This window comes from Bacteroidota bacterium (assembly GCA_026391695.1).
Taxonomy (GTDB): domain Bacteria; phylum Bacteroidota; class Bacteroidia; order Bacteroidales; family JAGONC01; genus JAPLDP01.
Genome location: JAPLDP010000021.1, coordinates 84,803 through 99,797, shown reverse-complemented (window position 1 = coordinate 99,797; position 14,995 = coordinate 84,803). Strand labels below are relative to the sequence as shown.

At 42.9% G+C, this 14,995-nt stretch carries 14 protein-coding genes and 1 pseudogene; 10 read left to right on the top strand and 5 right to left on the bottom strand.

Annotated elements, in window-relative coordinates; translation table 11 throughout:
- Nucleotides 1–16: 16 nt before the first annotated feature.
- From NT175_01700 to NT175_01680, 5 genes are all read left to right on the top strand, one after another.
- The gene (locus NT175_01700; protein ID MCX6233427.1) at nucleotides 17–1,096 is read left to right on the top strand and encodes an anhydro-N-acetylmuramic acid kinase; all 1,080 of its coding nucleotides are present in this window, start codon (nucleotides 17–19) and stop codon (nucleotides 1,094–1,096) included.
- A gap of 175 nt (nucleotides 1,097–1,271) precedes the next feature.
- Nucleotides 1,272–1,958 (top strand): MotA/TolQ/ExbB proton channel family protein, encoded by a 687-nt coding sequence (locus NT175_01695; protein ID MCX6233426.1) that lies wholly within the window; start codon nucleotides 1,272–1,274, stop codon nucleotides 1,956–1,958.
- Nucleotides 1,959–1,969: 11 nt separating this feature from the next.
- Nucleotides 1,970–2,392, top strand: a complete 423-nt coding sequence (locus NT175_01690; protein MCX6233425.1) for a biopolymer transporter ExbD — start codon at nucleotides 1,970–1,972, stop codon at nucleotides 2,390–2,392.
- Complete coding sequence (locus NT175_01685; GenBank protein MCX6233424.1) at nucleotides 2,389–3,189, top strand: hypothetical protein; 801 nt, start codon at nucleotides 2,389–2,391, stop codon at nucleotides 3,187–3,189. Before NT175_01690 ends, NT175_01685 begins: the two co-directional genes overlap by 4 nt.
- A 119-nt stretch (nucleotides 3,190–3,308) precedes the next feature.
- A complete protein-coding gene (locus tag NT175_01680) occupies nucleotides 3,309–4,607 on the top strand; it encodes a bifunctional folylpolyglutamate synthase/dihydrofolate synthase (GenBank protein MCX6233423.1) in 1,299 nt (432 codons plus the stop codon).
- Nucleotides 4,608–4,685: 78 nt separating this feature from the next.
- Here the strand turns inward: NT175_01680 and thiS are convergent, their stop codons facing one another.
- Both thiS and thiF read right to left on the bottom strand, forming a co-directional pair.
- On the bottom strand, nucleotides 4,686–4,889 hold the full coding sequence (gene thiS / locus NT175_01675; GenBank protein ID MCX6233422.1) for a sulfur carrier protein ThiS: 204 nt from the start codon (nucleotides 4,887–4,889) through the stop codon (nucleotides 4,686–4,688).
- Nucleotides 4,886–5,461, bottom strand: coding sequence for a sulfur carrier protein ThiS adenylyltransferase ThiF (gene thiF / locus NT175_01670; protein MCX6233421.1), 576 nt, complete (start codon nucleotides 5,459–5,461; stop codon nucleotides 4,886–4,888). The genes thiS and thiF overlap by 4 nt, the downstream gene beginning before the upstream one ends.
- A 192-nt stretch (nucleotides 5,462–5,653) precedes the next feature.
- On the opposite strand from thiF, the gene NT175_01665 reads away from it, so the two are divergent.
- From NT175_01665 to NT175_01655, 3 genes are all read left to right on the top strand, one after another.
- Nucleotides 5,654–7,810 (top strand): aldehyde:ferredoxin oxidoreductase, encoded by a 2,157-nt coding sequence (locus NT175_01665; GenBank protein ID MCX6233420.1) that lies wholly within the window; start codon nucleotides 5,654–5,656, stop codon nucleotides 7,808–7,810.
- Between the two features lie 100 nt (nucleotides 7,811–7,910).
- Nucleotides 7,911–8,570, top strand: a complete 660-nt coding sequence (gene upp, locus NT175_01660) for a uracil phosphoribosyltransferase (GenBank protein ID MCX6233419.1) — start codon at nucleotides 7,911–7,913, stop codon at nucleotides 8,568–8,570.
- Between the two features lie 23 nt (nucleotides 8,571–8,593).
- The gene (locus tag NT175_01655; GenBank protein ID MCX6233418.1) at nucleotides 8,594–9,829 is read left to right on the top strand and encodes an ABC transporter permease; all 1,236 of its coding nucleotides are present in this window, start codon (nucleotides 8,594–8,596) and stop codon (nucleotides 9,827–9,829) included.
- Nucleotides 9,830–9,848: 19 nt separating this feature from the next.
- Here NT175_01655 and NT175_01650 read toward each other — a convergent pair whose 3' ends face one another.
- Nucleotides 9,849–11,186 (bottom strand): DUF5103 domain-containing protein, encoded by a 1,338-nt coding sequence (locus NT175_01650; protein MCX6233417.1) that lies wholly within the window; start codon nucleotides 11,184–11,186, stop codon nucleotides 9,849–9,851.
- A 213-nt stretch (nucleotides 11,187–11,399) separates the two neighbouring features.
- Here NT175_01650 and NT175_01645 point away from each other — a divergent pair.
- A pseudogene (locus NT175_01645) lies at nucleotides 11,400–11,582 on the top strand (NADH:ubiquinone reductase (Na(+)-transporting) subunit F).
- Nucleotides 11,582–12,586: an FAD:protein FMN transferase gene (locus NT175_01640; GenBank protein ID MCX6233416.1), complete on the top strand. Its 1,005-nt coding sequence runs from the start codon at nucleotides 11,582–11,584 to the stop codon at nucleotides 12,584–12,586. Before NT175_01645 ends, NT175_01640 begins: the two are co-directional and overlap by 1 nt.
- Before the next feature lie 21 nt (nucleotides 12,587–12,607).
- Here the strand turns inward: NT175_01640 and NT175_01635 are convergent, their stop codons facing one another.
- Together NT175_01635 and NT175_01630 are read right to left on the bottom strand one after the other, a co-directional pair.
- On the bottom strand, nucleotides 12,608–14,083 hold the full coding sequence (locus tag NT175_01635) for a hypothetical protein (GenBank protein MCX6233415.1): 1,476 nt from the start codon (nucleotides 14,081–14,083) through the stop codon (nucleotides 12,608–12,610).
- 98 nt (nucleotides 14,084–14,181) lie between these two features.
- Nucleotides 14,182–14,955 carry an RNA methyltransferase gene (locus NT175_01630; protein ID MCX6233414.1) on the bottom strand — a complete coding sequence of 258 codons (774 nt, stop codon included), beginning with the start codon at nucleotides 14,953–14,955 and terminating at the stop codon, nucleotides 14,182–14,184.
- Between the last annotated feature and the right edge of the window lie 40 nt (nucleotides 14,956–14,995).

Sequence of the window (14,995 nt, the reverse complement as noted above, 5' to 3'; positions counted from 1 at the left end):
GAAATAAGCAGCACAAATGAAAAATGAACGGTTTAAAAAGGACCAGTATAAGGTCATCGGAGTCATGTCAGGGACTTCTCTTGATGGTGTTGATGTAGCCTATTGTGTTTTTATGCCAAAGAGTAAAAAATTGTTTTACCAGATTGTTGCTGCTGAAACATACAGTTATAATGATGAATGGAAGCAGCGCCTGTCGGGACTTGCAAAAAGCTCTGCGATGACATTCTGCCAGACACATACCGACTACGGGCACTACCTTGGCGGGATCATCAGATCCTTCATTCACGAATATCATCTTCATCCTGATTTCATTGCTTCGCATGGACATACGATCTTCCATCAGCCCGAAAACAGGATGACCGTGCAGATTGGCCATGGCGCAGCCATAGCAGCCGAAACCGGTTTACCTGTCATCAATGACTTCCGGTCGCTTGACGTAGCTCACGGCGGTCAGGGAGCACCTCTCGTTCCCATGGGCGATAAATTTCTCTTTAAAAAGTTTAATTACTGCCTCAATCTGGGAGGATTTGCCAACATCTCATCTGATGTCAATGGAGAAAGGATCGCTTATGATATATGTCCATGTAATACTGTACTGAATGGTCTGGCCAATAAAACGGGTCTCCCTTTCGATAGAGATGGTCAGTTGGCCAAAGGTGGTTTGTTAGATAAGTACCTGTTGAAAAAATTGAATGCCCTCCCCTATTACTCTGAAAAACCGCCCAAATCACTTGGCATGGAATGGGTATCGCGCCATATCCTCCCCCTCGTAAGCCATCCAAATAAGAACATCCCGGATATTCTGCGGACATTCACCGAGCATATCGCTCACCAGGTCGCAAAAGCCACACTCACTGATAAAGATAAAAAGATCTTTGTAACCGGCGGCGGGGCGCACAACATCTTCCTGATTGAACGTATCACTGAATTATCGCATCATAAAATCCTTATACCTGATAAAAAAATTATTGATTATAAGGAAGCGCTGATCTTTGCATTTCTGGGCATTTTACGCATGGAGCAGCAGCCCAACTGCCTGAAGTCGGTGACAGGGGCGGATAAAAATTCGTCCGGCGGAGCATTATTCCTGCCCTGACATACCAGATATGGTCATTCTGCATCCGGACAATAAACAATCAAATTTCCCTATAAAATAAATTGCGATTTCCGTAGTTAATACTAACAAATCCCTGTTTACAAATTGGGATATTAATGTCCTGATATAGCTTTTGATATATCTAATTTTAAGGCCATTAAATTCATCATCAATGATTGGAGTTATTTTGCAGGTTGCCCAGAATGCACAGGCCTTATTACCCGGTGCAGCAACAGAAATCAAAATGTCGATATGGGAAATGACGCTAAAAGGCGGTTGGCTTATGCTGCCATTGGGGATACTGTCGGTCGTTTCGGTATATATTTTTATTGAAAGATATCTTGTTATCGGGAAAGCTTCGAGGGAAGAATTCAATTTCATGAACAATATCCGTGATTTTGTTCATGACGGGAAACGCGAGGCAGCCAATATGTTGTGCAAAAGCATTAATGCACCCCTGGCCCGCATGATTCACAAAGGCCTGGCCAGGATAGGCCGGCCTCTCAATGATATCAATGCCGCCATCGAAAATGTAGGTAAGCTTGAAATTGCCAGGCTTGAAAAGAATGTCGCCGCACTGGCAACCATTGCCGGCATATCACCGATGATCGGATTCCTGGGCACCGTCGTTGGCATGGTGAGGGCTTTTTACGACATGTCGCTGGCCGGTAACAACATCGATATCCAGCTTCTCTCAAATGGTATCTATGTCGCTATGATTACGACAGTTGGTGGATTGATCGTTGGTATCATCGCATACATATTATATAATATCCTGGTTGCACGCATCGAGAAGCTGGTATATATACTGGAGGCCCGCGCAACAGAATTCATGGACCTGCTTCATGAACCTGCCAAGTAAAAAGTATATCTATGGCAATCCAGATAAGAAATAAACGCCGGGCGGAATTCAACACTACCTCAATGGCCGACCTGGTCTTTCTGCTGCTGATCTTTTTCATGCTGTCATCCACACTTGTAGCACCCAATGCCGTTAAACTTCTGCTCCCAAGCAGCAACAGCAGAACACTTGCCAAACCGGCCAGCGTGACCGTATACATCGATGCCAATCTGAATTTTTATATCGACGGAATACCTGTAGAAGCCTCCATTCTCGAAACCGGGCTTACAGAAAAACTGAAAGGAGAACAGGATGCATCAGTCGTGCTTAAAGCAGACAAGGATGTCACCGTGCAGTATATTGTCATGGTGATTGATGCAGTCAATAATGTAAATAAGCTGACCGGGACGAAACATAAAGTCATACTTGCCACACAGCCTTTTCCGCGATCATGAGCATAGAAAAGGATAAACTATATGGAATAGCCGGAACATCAGCCTTTCATCTGCTGATCATTCTCGTGGCCCTTTTCCTGGCCCTGCATACACCTTTACCCTTGCCACAGGAAGAAGGCGTGGAGGTAGACCTTGGTTATATCGATGTCGGTATAGGCGATATGCAGCCTGAAGAAGACGCAGCGGTGAATGTACCGGAAGCAGCAATGCAGCAGCCTCCGGCTTCATCAGAGGAGCAACCCGACATCACCCAAAATACAGAAGAAGCTCCCCCTGTCGAAGAGGTTAAGAAACCTGAGAAACAGCAACCACAGGAAACTATCAGGGAAATAAAAAATGAAGAAACACAAAGCCAAGAGGAAGCTAAACCTGTGGTCAATCCTGATGCGCTTTACAAGGGAAGAAAGACCCAATCAGATGCAACAGGAACGGAAGGCATAACCGGCCAGCCAGGTGACCAGGGGTCCCCAAACGGAGCCCCAAATGTTAAAACCTATGATGGCCAGGGCGGACAAGGTGACGGCATATCTTACAGCCTATCAGGACGCCGCTCCAAACTGCTACCCAAACCTTATTACCGGTCCGAAGAGCAGGGCAAGGTGGTCGTCACTATATGGGTGAACCGCAATGGTGATGTCATCCGGGCAGAAGCTGGCGCAAAAGGAACCGATGTCACTGACCTGTCATTGCGCCAGCTGGCAAAAAATGCCGCCCTCCAATCGAAATTTACTTCCGATCCCAACGCACCCGAAGAACAAAAGGGAACGATTACCTATATTTTTATTAAAATGAACTGATTGGGGGTTCATGGGTAACAGTCGCAGGTAATCTGCAACCTCTATCCATTTAATTTTTGATTTGTATTTTTACATTTTAATTTTTGATTTTTAATTTATTCCGGTAATCCGCGCAACTAATGACCCAATACCAGCAAATCCTCAACTACATCTTCAACCAGCTCCCCGTCTTTCAACGCATTGGCCCTGCCGCATACAAAACCGATATCACCAACACTATAGCCATTTGCAACCTTCTTCAAAATCCGCAGCATAATTTCCGCTCTATTCATATTGCCGGCACAAACGGAAAAGGCTCTGTATCACATTTTACAGCATCCATTTTACAGGAAGCTGGTCTCAAAGTCGGATTGTATACTTCACCACATCTCCGTGATTTTCGTGAAAGGATCAGAATAAACGGGAAAAAAATTCCCAAGGCATATATATGCAATTTCGTCAACACCTATCAAAAAGACTTTGACGCCATCAGGCCATCCTTCTTTGAGATGACCGTAGGAATGGCTTTTCATTACTTTTCGGAAGAAAAGGTGGATGTCGCTGTGTTGGAAACAGGCCTGGGAGGCAGGCTTGACTCGACCAATATCGTTGTTCCGGTATTGGCGGTCATTACCAACATCGGATATGACCACATGCAGTTTCTTGGTGACACTCTTGAAAAAATCGCCGGAGAGAAAGCCGGCATCATCAAACCTGGTAAGCCAGTTGTGATTGGTGAGCGGCAGGATGAAACACAACATGTATTTATCCGGAAGGCTGAAACAATGGGATCGCTTCTGGTGTTTGCCGGGGATCATTATGCAACTGACCATATACGATATCTGGATTATAGCAATCCCTTACTGCAAATGGATATCACACGGAATGGCCAGTCTTTTATTTCGTCATTGAAGTCACCCCTCACCGGACAGTACCAGCTTAAAAATATCAGAACAGCCCTGCAGGTTGCAGAATGCCTGAACAATACAGGATTTGACATTTCAAAAGATCAGATCAGAAAGGGTATATACCATGTCATCAAAAACACCGGGATAGCAGGCCGCTGGCAGATACTGTGCAAAGATCCCCTCACCATCTGCGATGTGGGACATAACAAAGAAGGCATTATTGAGGTGCTGAAACAAATTGACATCACCCCCCACCAGCAGCTGCATTTTGTCTTTGGGATGGTGGCAGATAAAAACATAAATGAGATTCTTTCCCTCCTGCCAAAAGATGCCCGTTACTATTTCTGCAAGGCTAATATCCCGCGAGGATTGGACCAGCATGTGCTGGCAGAACAGGCAAAATCATTTCACCTTGCAGGTGGTGCCTATCCTTCGGTTACGGATGCGGTGCACGACGCACAAAAAAATGCCCTGAAAGATGATATGGTTTTCATAGGAGGAAGCACCTTTGTTGTGGCTGAAGCCATTTAATCAATGATCAATGATCAGTGATCAGTACTGGGAGTATCTAATTTTGATCATTGTTCATTGATCATTGTTCATTGAACATCATCCTCCGCTCACCAGATGCATAACCACAACTTTGTCGCCATCACTGATCAGGGCGCTGCCGTAATCTTCCTTTCTGATCAGCTTATCGTTGATTTTAATGACCAATAACCGGAAGGTGAAATTCTTTATTTGAAGGAGTTCGGAAACAGTCAACTGCTCACCCTGAAAATCTTCAAATCTATTATTCAAATTAATTCTCATAATGCTGGTTTTCCCAATAAAATCTCGAGCACCTGGTTTGCCTGCATATTTGCAACAATCCCTACCCTAGGCGCAAGAGGAGGTAAATGATCGCTGACCTCTGTGGCCCCGTCGCCGCAAACATAAATATGATCGATCTTTCTGGTTCTGATGGCATTATTTCTACCCCATCCGGCCAGTCCCGATCCGATAATGAGAGGCTTACCCGGCATCCCCGAAATAACCGCTTCGGCTATCATCTGCTTCATCTCTTTCAGATCAAATGCCTCTACAATGACATCGCAGTCTTTAAATATGCGGCCAATATCGTGCGACGTAAGCTTCATATCATGAGCCTCTACAATAACCTCAGGGTCGATCATGCGGATGTTTTCTTTCAACGCCACCGTCTTCTTCAATCCTATCTGTTTTAAAAAATAATATTGCCTGTTCAGATTACTTCTATTGACAATATCATCATCGGCAATGATGATCTTTCCAATTCCTACTCTGGCCAAAGCGATGGCACAATTGGAACCCAGCCCGCCACAACCGGCAATGCCAACCGTGCATTTTTTTAATCTTTCAAGCATCAGGTGCATTATCAATTAATTCACTACAAAAATATAAAATTATTCAACCTGCCAGACCATCATCGGTCTGACAGTTCAAGCATATCACAACAGGTCGTTCAGGTATCCGGGGTATAAAAAAACCTCATTTCCACGGATTTTTCAGTTTTTATTTACCTTTGTGAATCTATGAACAATATATAAAACAATTATATGGACATATCAGAAATTAAAAGCAGCCATCAATTGCTCAGGGAATGGAAATACACCTGGACACCTCTGGACAAAGGCTATACAGACAAAGTTTTGTACATTAATATTTCCGATAACACGGTAAAAGCAAAAGATGTACCTCCCACAATGAAGGAAAAGTTTATTGGAGGAAAGGGTTATGGACTGCGTTTGTTATGGGATGCGACCAAACCAAACACAAAGTGGGACGATCCTGAAAATGAGATTATTATTGCATCAGGCCCCATCGGCGGCATCACACAGTATTCCGGGACAGGAAAATCCATTGTTGTTTCCATTTCCCCACAGACAGATATACCTATTGACAGCAACGTTGGTGGATTTTTCGGCCCATTCCTGAAATTTGCCGGCTTTGATGCGCTGGAACTTCAGGGTAAAGCGAAGGAAGATATCATCATTTTCATCGATGGTATTAACCACAGGGTCGAAATTATCACAGCCCCGAAAGAAGCCTTCGACAGCCATATCCTTATAGAACAGCTGACAGAAATGTATGCCCTGGATGAGGCCGATAAAAAAAATATAGGCATAGTGTCAACAGGAGCAGCTGCCGACCATTCACTTTTCGGAATGCTTAATTTCAGCTTTTATGATAACAAAAGAAAGAAGGTCAGGGTGAAACAGGCCGGAAGAGGAGGCACAGGCACGGTTTTCCGTAATAAAAAAATCAAAGCCATCGTGGTCAAAATCCCCGGTGTAAAAGGAAATCTTAACAACGTGGCCGACCTTGAACCTATCATGGAAAGGGGCCGGAGATTCAATAAAGAAATGAGAGACCTCGATGATTCCCAGGCAGAAATGAAGACTAAGGGCACCGCTCACCTGACTAATATCATGAACGATTATGACCTGCTTCCCGTGCATAACTTTAAATTCGGCAGTCATCCTGATGCCCCCGGAATACATTCCAATATATGGAAGCAGCGTTTTACACAGGGCATTCTCGATGGATGCTGGATAGGCTGCAACATGGCCTGCTCCAAGGGTGCAGACGGATATATAGTCATGACAGGGCCTTATAAAGGGCAATCCGTGCTTGTGGATGGCCCGGAATATGAAACTGCCGCAGGTGTGGGTTCCAATTGCGGCATCTTCAACCCGGAATGGATCGTCGAATCCAATTTCTATTGCGACACTTACGGCATTTGTACCATCACCTGGGGGACTTCCATGGCTTTCATGATGGAATGCTATGAAAATGGCATACTGAATAAAGAAAGAACAGGTGGGCTGGAGCTGAAATTCGGAAATGCCGAAGCAGCTATGGAAGTGATGCACCAGCTTGCACGTGGTGAAGGCTTCGGGCTCATCGCAGGTTTGGGCATCAGAAAAATGAAAAAACTCTTCGCGGAGAAAGGCTGGGGCGATGCAGCCTTCCTCCAGGATATCGGTATGGAAAATAAAGGACTGGAATATTCCCAGTACGTTTCTAAAGAATCTCTCGCCCAGCAGGGAGGTTATGCCATGACCAACAAAGGTCCCCAGCATGACGAAGCCTGGCTGATATTTATGGATATGGTTAACAACCAGATACCAACATTCGAAGATAAAGCTGAAGCCCTTCACTATTTCCCTATGTTCCGGACATGGTTTGGACTGCAAGGGCTGTGTAAACTGCCATGGAATGACGTTGAACCTGTCACCAACGCTGAAACAGATGAACCGGCCAAAGTACCTGAACATGTTGATAATTATGTGACCATTTATAAGGCTGTGACCGGCAAACCCTTTGATAAACAGGAGTTGATACGGCAATCTGAACGGGTTTATAACTTCCAGAGAATCTTCAACCTCCGGAGAGGCTATGGCACCAGGAAATATGATGCCCAGCCTTATCGCGCAGCCGGACCGGTCACAGCTGAGGAATATGAATCAAGGGCTGAACGTTATGACAAACAGCTCGGGGACATCCTTGGAATAAATCCTGCCGGTAAATCAACTAAGGAAAAAATGACCCTTATGAGAAAATACAGGGAAGACCGGTATGAAAAACTGCTGGATGCCGTTTATATAAGAAGAGGATGGACGAAAAACGGTGTCCCTAAAATTGAACATCTTGAAAATCTTGGCATGGATCTGCCGGAACTTATTGAGCTTGTCAAACCTTACCAGGAATAGACTGAAAATCCTATATTCATAAAAGGTTATCGTACGACAACCTTTTTTATCCGATAATTAAATTGTTCTTTCAATTAAAAGATGTATCTTTGACTTACTTATGAAAGTTAACATTATAGGAAAACCGGATACTCTTTTTAATCATTTCATTGCTGAGTTGCGGGATGCTGAAATTCAGAAGGATCCTTTCCGTTTCCGTTACAATTTCGAAAGGATCGGGCAGATATTTGCCTATGAGATCAGCAAAACACTGAGTTATGAAGAAAAAGATGTCGTCACTTCCCTTGGAACAGCGCTGGTACCTGTTTTAAAACGACAGCCTGTCCTGGCAACCATCCTGAGGGCCGGACTACCGTTGCATAACGGGATTCTCAGTTACTTTGACCAGGCGCCGAGTGGTTTCATTTCAGCCTTTAGAAAAACTTATAAAGACGGACGCCAAAATATTCATATAGAATACGTCTCATGCCCTGATCTTACTGATGAAATTCTCATACTCTCAGATGCATTGATTGCCACCGGTTTATCGATGGTACTGTGCTATAAGGAATTGCTAACGCACGGGCAGCCTTTGCATACGCATATCGTCACTGCCATGGCTAGTTCTGAAGGTATTGACCATCTCAAGCGTCATCTTCCCAAATCAACTGTCACACTTTGGGTTGGTGCTGTAGATGATGAACTGACCGCCCAGGCTTTTATCGTGCCGGGAATGGGCGATGCCGGCGACCTTGCATATGGCAGAAAAGAAGAGTTGTAATTGTTTTACCCTATTACACGACTATGCTTAAATTACTGCTCGAAAATATCAAGATAGCCCTTCATTCCATACAAAGCAACCTGCTCCGCTCCATATTAACTATCCTTATCATTGCCTTTGGCATTATGGCACTCATGGGGATCCTGACTTCCATCGATGCCATCAAATACTGGCTGAATGAGAACTTTATGCGAATGGGAGCGAATACACTGACCATCCGCAACCGGTCAATGTTTGTCATGGGCGGCGACCACCACTCGAAGGAATTTATAAAAATATCTTACGAGGAAGCTGTCGCATTCAAAGAACAATTCACCTTTCCGTCTACAGTGGCCATTCTCGCCCGGGCAACCGGCACCGGCACCGTCAAGTACAAAACATACAAATCAAATCCTAACATTGACGTTCTTGGCAGTGATGAGAATTATCTGCTCACATCCGGCAGTGACCTGGCAAAAGGAAGAACCTTTACACCCAATGAGGTTTTTTATGGCTCCAACGTGGTCGTCGTCGGCGCAGAACTGGCCAGGAAAATGTTTAAAAACAAGGAAGAACCTATTGGCAGTGAGATTTCTATCGGACCGGGAAAGTACAAAATCATCGGCGTACTCGCATCCCGGGGCTCCGGCATCGGCTTCAGCAGTGATAATATGTGTATCATCCCGCTGAATAATGTCAGGCAGAGATTTTTACGCCCCGACATGTCGTTTTCCATTAACATCATGACTTCAGGTTCCCTGTCACTTGAAACCGCTCAGGGCGAAGCTACAGGACTCTTCAGAAATATCCGCAAGCTTAGACTGAACGAGGAAAACAATTTCGACATCTCCAAAAGTGATACGCTCGCAGAGATGCTCTTCAGCAACCTGAAATACCTGAGAATGGCTGCGACTATCATCGGCCTCATAACACTTTTCGGAGCCGCTATCGGATTGATGAATATTATGCTGGTCTCAGTAACTGACCGGACACAGGAGATCGGTATCCGAAAGGCTATTGGAGCAAAAAACAGGGACGTATTACGGCAATTCCTCATCGAATCCATTGTCATTGCTCAAATAGGCGGATTACTGGGCATCATCCTCGGTATTGCCATCGGCAATGTCATTGCCATCCAGATCGGATCGCATTTCTTTATCCCATGGGCATGGGTAATCACCGGTGTCATGCTATGCCTCTTCGTCGCCCTCATCTCCGGTATCATTCCGGCTACCAAGGCAGCCAAACTTGATCCCATCGAATCACTCCGCTATGAATAATCACTGATCCGGCAACATATTATGGATTTTCACGGGAATTCAATGTTTTAATCCCGATAAGTTCATCGTATAAAAATCCGGGAGGACGGTAATAAACCAGAATGACATAATCATTTCCGGTTTCATAATGATTACCTTCAATTTGACCTGCGTCGCCAACTGACCGGCCATTTGCAACATATAAATACAAGTAATCATAATATCCCTCTTTCAGATATAAACTGTCACAATAACCCTTCACATCAAAGTTATACTTCATCAAAGCATCACTGTTGAACTGCCAGTTGGTCAGACCACCAAAAATATACAGGCTCCCGCCAGTCAGCGGACCAGGATATTTAAGGACAAAATGCACCCAGGCATAATCACATTCCACGTCTACGTCTTCGGCATCCTCGCAACTGATTAACCGGTTTCCGTTGATATCGGTTTCCGAATGGTACACCCTGAAGCTTCTGGCTTCATCCTCCCACAGATACACATGATTGGTCCTGTTCTCAAAGCCGAATGCCTTTATTCTTGGCGACTGGTAACGAAGGCTTTTGATATCCACGTTTCTGAACTCGTTATCACCGTCAAACACATTTTCAGCATCATAATTGTAATCGAGTTCATCACCAATGACCATACGAGGTCGCAGGTTCACAATTGCATTATCCCACCTGTTATTCTGCATGACGACAACATTCAGGCTTCGATAGGGCTCATAAATGGGATAATCCTTTGTATCAATCGAAAAATCAACTTCCTGCCTGTAATTTCTCTCTTCGACATTAGATGAGCGAAGAATATGACCGGTAATAGTAATCCGGGGATCAACAACCATGAAACGCATTGACAGCACCATATCTGAGCTATCCGTATCATATACCTTAATAAGATAATTTCCTGGTATTGTAAATCTGATATAATTGTTTGGCAGTGTCAGATCATAGTGCGTATAGGACTGGATGGTGTTGAACGAAAACTTGTAATCTTCAATCTGGTCTTCAGTATACCCTTCCAGATATTCATTGGGACGCAGGTCACTTGGGGACCAGTTTGCATTGCAATGCAGTATCGTATAGCGGTAGTCTTTCGTATCGCCCTCCAGATCATCAAATGACAGCCGCAGACAATCATCTGAATTGAACCGTACGACCGGTGATGTCAATTCCCATCCAACCCTGTACAATAAAACCGATTTGATGTTTTCCTTATAAATATGATCTGTAAAGCGGAAATAGTTGTCATTATAGTAATCGACCTCTTCCTGGCAGTCAGCGTGAAAAATAAAAAAACCGATCACACACCAAAAGAAAGTGCTTATGGTAAACTGCCTGAATAATCCTGAATATCGGTGAGTTGCTTTAATCATCAAATATTTATTCTTTTAAAAATAGGTTCATCGGAAGAATGCTTTCCTGGGAAGAACTAAAAACTACCTGTTTTTAATGTCAAAAATAGTAAAAATTAAAAAAGGGACTAAATATAAAACTCTACGGTGAGACAGATCGGAGGTGGTGTAGGCATGGCACCTATGCAATCGCAGAATATTACTTTGTCAGAACCGTTACCCGAAGATCGCTGTGAAGGTTATACTGGATTTAAATACCAGGTGGTTATGGATAATTATCTCAGCAAACATCCTGAACCGGAAGAAGTAGAATATTATCTTTGCGGACCACCACTGATGAATCAGGCTGTGCTGAAAATGCTTGATGATTATGGTGCCCCGAAAGAAATGATTGCCTTTGACGATTTTGGAGGATAATGAAAAGATATTTTTTATTCGGATCAGCAATAATTACAGGCTTCTTCTCCTGTAATCCCGATGCAGCAGAACAACTGGTTAAATTTTCGGGTGAAGCCCAGGGTACATATTATACGATAACGTATTATACATCTTCAGGACAAAATTATCAGGAGGAGATAGATTCCATTCTGAATGCATTCGACCAGTCCGTATCGGTTTATAAGGCTTCATCAATTATCTCCAGGATAAACAATAACGACACAACTGTTATTGTTGATAATATCTTTGTAGATATCTTCAATCATGCGAAAGAGGTTTCTGACAAAACAGGAGGGGCATTCGACATGACTATCGGGCCCCTCGTAAATGCCTGGGGATTTGGAACATCTCCCATCATGAAAACCGACACGGCATCCATTGACAGCCTCCGTAAGCTGGTGAATTATAAAGCAGTAAGATTATCAGGACAGAAAGTTCAGAAAGATAATCCAGGCATGCGCTTCGACTTCAACGCTATCGCCCAGGGCTACACAGTCGATGTCATTGCCAGATTTCTGGATGAGAAAGGTATTTCGGCTTTCCTTGTGGATATTGGAGGTGAAGTGTATGCAAAAGGCCATAAACCTGGTGGTCAGCGATGGCGTGTCGGCATTGAAAAGCCGGCTCAGGATATGGATGCCAGCCAGCAGGTGAAAGCCATAGTAGAGCTTGAAAATGAAGCCCTTTCCACATCAGGGAATTACCGGAAATATTATGAAAAAAATGGTATCAGATATTCCCATACCATTGATCCATCAACCGGCTATCCTGTTACACACACTCTTCTGAGCGTTTCAGTCAAGGCAAAAAATTGCTGGACTGCCGATGCATATGCCACTGCTTTTATGGTGATGGGATTGGAGAAATCAAAAAAATTCCTTGAGCAAGAGAAAAGCCTCGATGCCTATTTTATTTTTTCAGATCAGGGCGGGAACATGAAAAGCTTTGCGACAGAGGGAATAGAAAAGCTTATTGTGGATTGATTTCGCTAAGATCTCAGCCTTTTATAATAATCTAAGCTGGCTATGCTTACCCCCTATGCGCTTGTATTTCTTTGAACGCAGACCAATGAAACTTTTCTTGTAAAATACGAAGGCTCTGGTCCTGTCAAGTTTTAGATTGGACAGAATGTTTTTATCAGTGGTTTTCCTGAACTGAATCACATATTCAGCGATATCATTAATATGCCGTGGTTCGTCGAATTGGGAAAGGTATTCTTTCACCAGCGTTTTAATGGTACCGGTTTTAATGTTCCCCCATTGTTTTAAAGCATATGTGCTTGTTTTACCAATGGCCACAATATCATCGATGCTTAAAATTGACGACCGGAGGGATTCGATATTATGAGGAGCCTTATGTGATCTTCTGGAGAGTTCCTTGTGTATCTCTTTCAGGTGCATAGGACGGCCGGCATTCTTCACAATATCAACGATGTATTCGGATAACTTGACCATTGTGTTCCGGGGAATGAACAACATGTTTTCTTTGTTCACTTCCAGGTTAAGCCCGATCTTGAGGATGTGTCTGCACATGGGCTTGATACGTTTAAAAATTGCGGGATCATCCGATTTCAGATATTTTTTCAATACTTTATCAAAATCTTCGGCATAACTCACTTCAATTCTTTGGTTGGTTTTTTCTACCAGATCATCAAATAATGCTGCGAAACGGAACTGTTTAAACAAATCATTTTTTACCAGGAAATAATTTTTATATGTGATTTCCTTATCCTGGAACATGCTGTATGTTTTTGAATACAATATGGAGAAAACAAGCGCATAGAATTTGACAGTAAACTTCAGATCCTCCAATTTATTGATCTCCCGGGCAGTATTATTATCAATCAATATATAGTCGGCCTTGATATCGAGGTTATAATGAAAACAGCTTTTAATATAATCCTGTTCTTTTGTAAGACGTATGACGGCTTCCTCAAGTTTATAGGGAATCATCTGGGAGATCTGCCTGATCCGTTCACGGGTAATACCATATATATCACCAATGGATTGCAGGGTCATCTTTTCCTGTTCAAAAAGGTATCCATAGTTGTGCTTAAAAATGAAATATTCCCTTTCATTAAGTATCTTTTTCAGTATCAGCATCACATATCTGAAAAAAGGAAATTTGTTTTTAAAGAACTCTTCACGAAAAACCTCTGTTTCTACAGATGGAATTCCAAAACTTTCGTAACAAAAAAATTTGAAGCGCTCGAACACTTCACTTTCATCACTTATTTCAAGATCATCAATAGTGAATTTAAAACGAGCGAGATATTTCTCCGCCATATTAATCAGCTCTTTGTTGGTCTTATCACCACAATTTCTGATTTTTTTAAAATTCCCATTTTTCAGGAAATAGATCAGAATCTTGTTCAGGTTATCCAACGAACCTTTAAGGCAAACATTCTTTGTCCGTTCCGAAAGATTCTCGGAATTCTTTAACTCTTCAATATGATAATTAGTGAAATTAATATCGTGCATAAGAAGGGATTTTAAAAATTACACAAATATAATAATTCCAAAATCCAAAAGCAAGAGTTTTTTTCAGAATGGAATTATTTTTTTTAAAATAACCATAATTAAAGGTTCATGTGCTTTCTGAACTCATACAGAATAATCGAACAGGCAATGGCAGCATTAAGAGATTCAGCTTTAGGTCCCCCATTATAAATATCATATGCAGGGATATAGAGTTTCTTGGTAATAAAGGGAAGAACATTACCTGACAGGCCGGTTGATTCGTTGCCAATAATGATGACACCTTCAGCTGATAGGGATACCTCATGAATGCTTTGGCCTTCAAGGGCTGCGCCATAGACCATCAGGTCAGATGGAAGATTTTTTAAAAAATTGCCCAAATCGGCATAATAGACGTTTACACGTGTAAGAGAGCCCATGGTTGCCTGGACGACCTTTGGATTATAGAGGTCAACGCATTGCGGCGAGCAAATAATATTTTTAATGCCAAACCAATCTGCTGTGCGAATGATGGTACCCAGATTCCCGGGATCACGTATATCATCCAGAACAACAACCAATCCGCTTATCACTAATTTATCAGGTATCCTTTCAGGAATTTCACAGATGGCTATAACCTCAGATGGTGTGTTCAGGGCTGATATCCTTTCCAACTCTTTCTCCGATACCCGGATTGTACTGGTGCTCTGCTCATCTATAAAACCCAGGTGGTCATGAAGCCATTTATCCAGTGCAAATATCTCTTTAACCACCCAGGAGCTCTTTAAAAGTTCCAGTACAACTTTTGTCCCTTCAACAATAAATTCATTATGGAGATTCCGGTACTTTGCGTGCCTGAGAGATGTGATGTATTTTATTTTATTCCTGCTTAGCATTGTATTAGCTGTTGTGCAATATTTTAAGCTATGTGACAGG

Bases quoted from the DNA above. Each gene is read 5' to 3' on its own strand.
- NT175_01630 (MCX6233414.1), bottom strand. From the start codon at position 14,955: ATGCTAAGCAGGAATAAAATAAAATACATCACATCTCTCAGGCACGCA.
- NT175_01635 (MCX6233415.1), bottom strand. From the start codon at position 14,083: ATGCACGATATTAATTTCACTAATTATCATATTGAAGAGTTAAAGAAT.
- NT175_01700 (MCX6233427.1), top strand. From the start codon at position 17: ATGAAAAATGAACGGTTTAAAAAGGACCAGTATAAGGTCATCGGAGTC.
- NT175_01665 (MCX6233420.1), top strand. From the start codon at position 5,654: ATGGACATATCAGAAATTAAAAGCAGCCATCAATTGCTCAGGGAATGG.
- NT175_01680 (MCX6233423.1), top strand. From the start codon at position 3,309: ATGACCCAATACCAGCAAATCCTCAACTACATCTTCAACCAGCTCCCC.
- thiF (MCX6233421.1), bottom strand. From the start codon at position 5,461: ATGCTTGAAAGATTAAAAAAATGCACGGTTGGCATTGCCGGTTGTGGC.
- NT175_01685 (MCX6233424.1), top strand. From the start codon at position 2,389: ATGAGCATAGAAAAGGATAAACTATATGGAATAGCCGGAACATCAGCC.
- NT175_01690 (MCX6233425.1), top strand. From the start codon at position 1,970: ATGGCAATCCAGATAAGAAATAAACGCCGGGCGGAATTCAACACTACC.
- NT175_01655 (MCX6233418.1), top strand. From the start codon at position 8,594: ATGCTTAAATTACTGCTCGAAAATATCAAGATAGCCCTTCATTCCATA.
- thiS (MCX6233422.1), bottom strand. From the start codon at position 4,889: ATGAGAATTAATTTGAATAATAGATTTGAAGATTTTCAGGGTGAGCAG.
- upp (MCX6233419.1), top strand. From the start codon at position 7,911: ATGAAAGTTAACATTATAGGAAAACCGGATACTCTTTTTAATCATTTC.
- NT175_01650 (MCX6233417.1), bottom strand. From the start codon at position 11,186: ATGATTAAAGCAACTCACCGATATTCAGGATTATTCAGGCAGTTTACC.
- NT175_01640 (MCX6233416.1), top strand. From the start codon at position 11,582: ATGAAAAGATATTTTTTATTCGGATCAGCAATAATTACAGGCTTCTTC.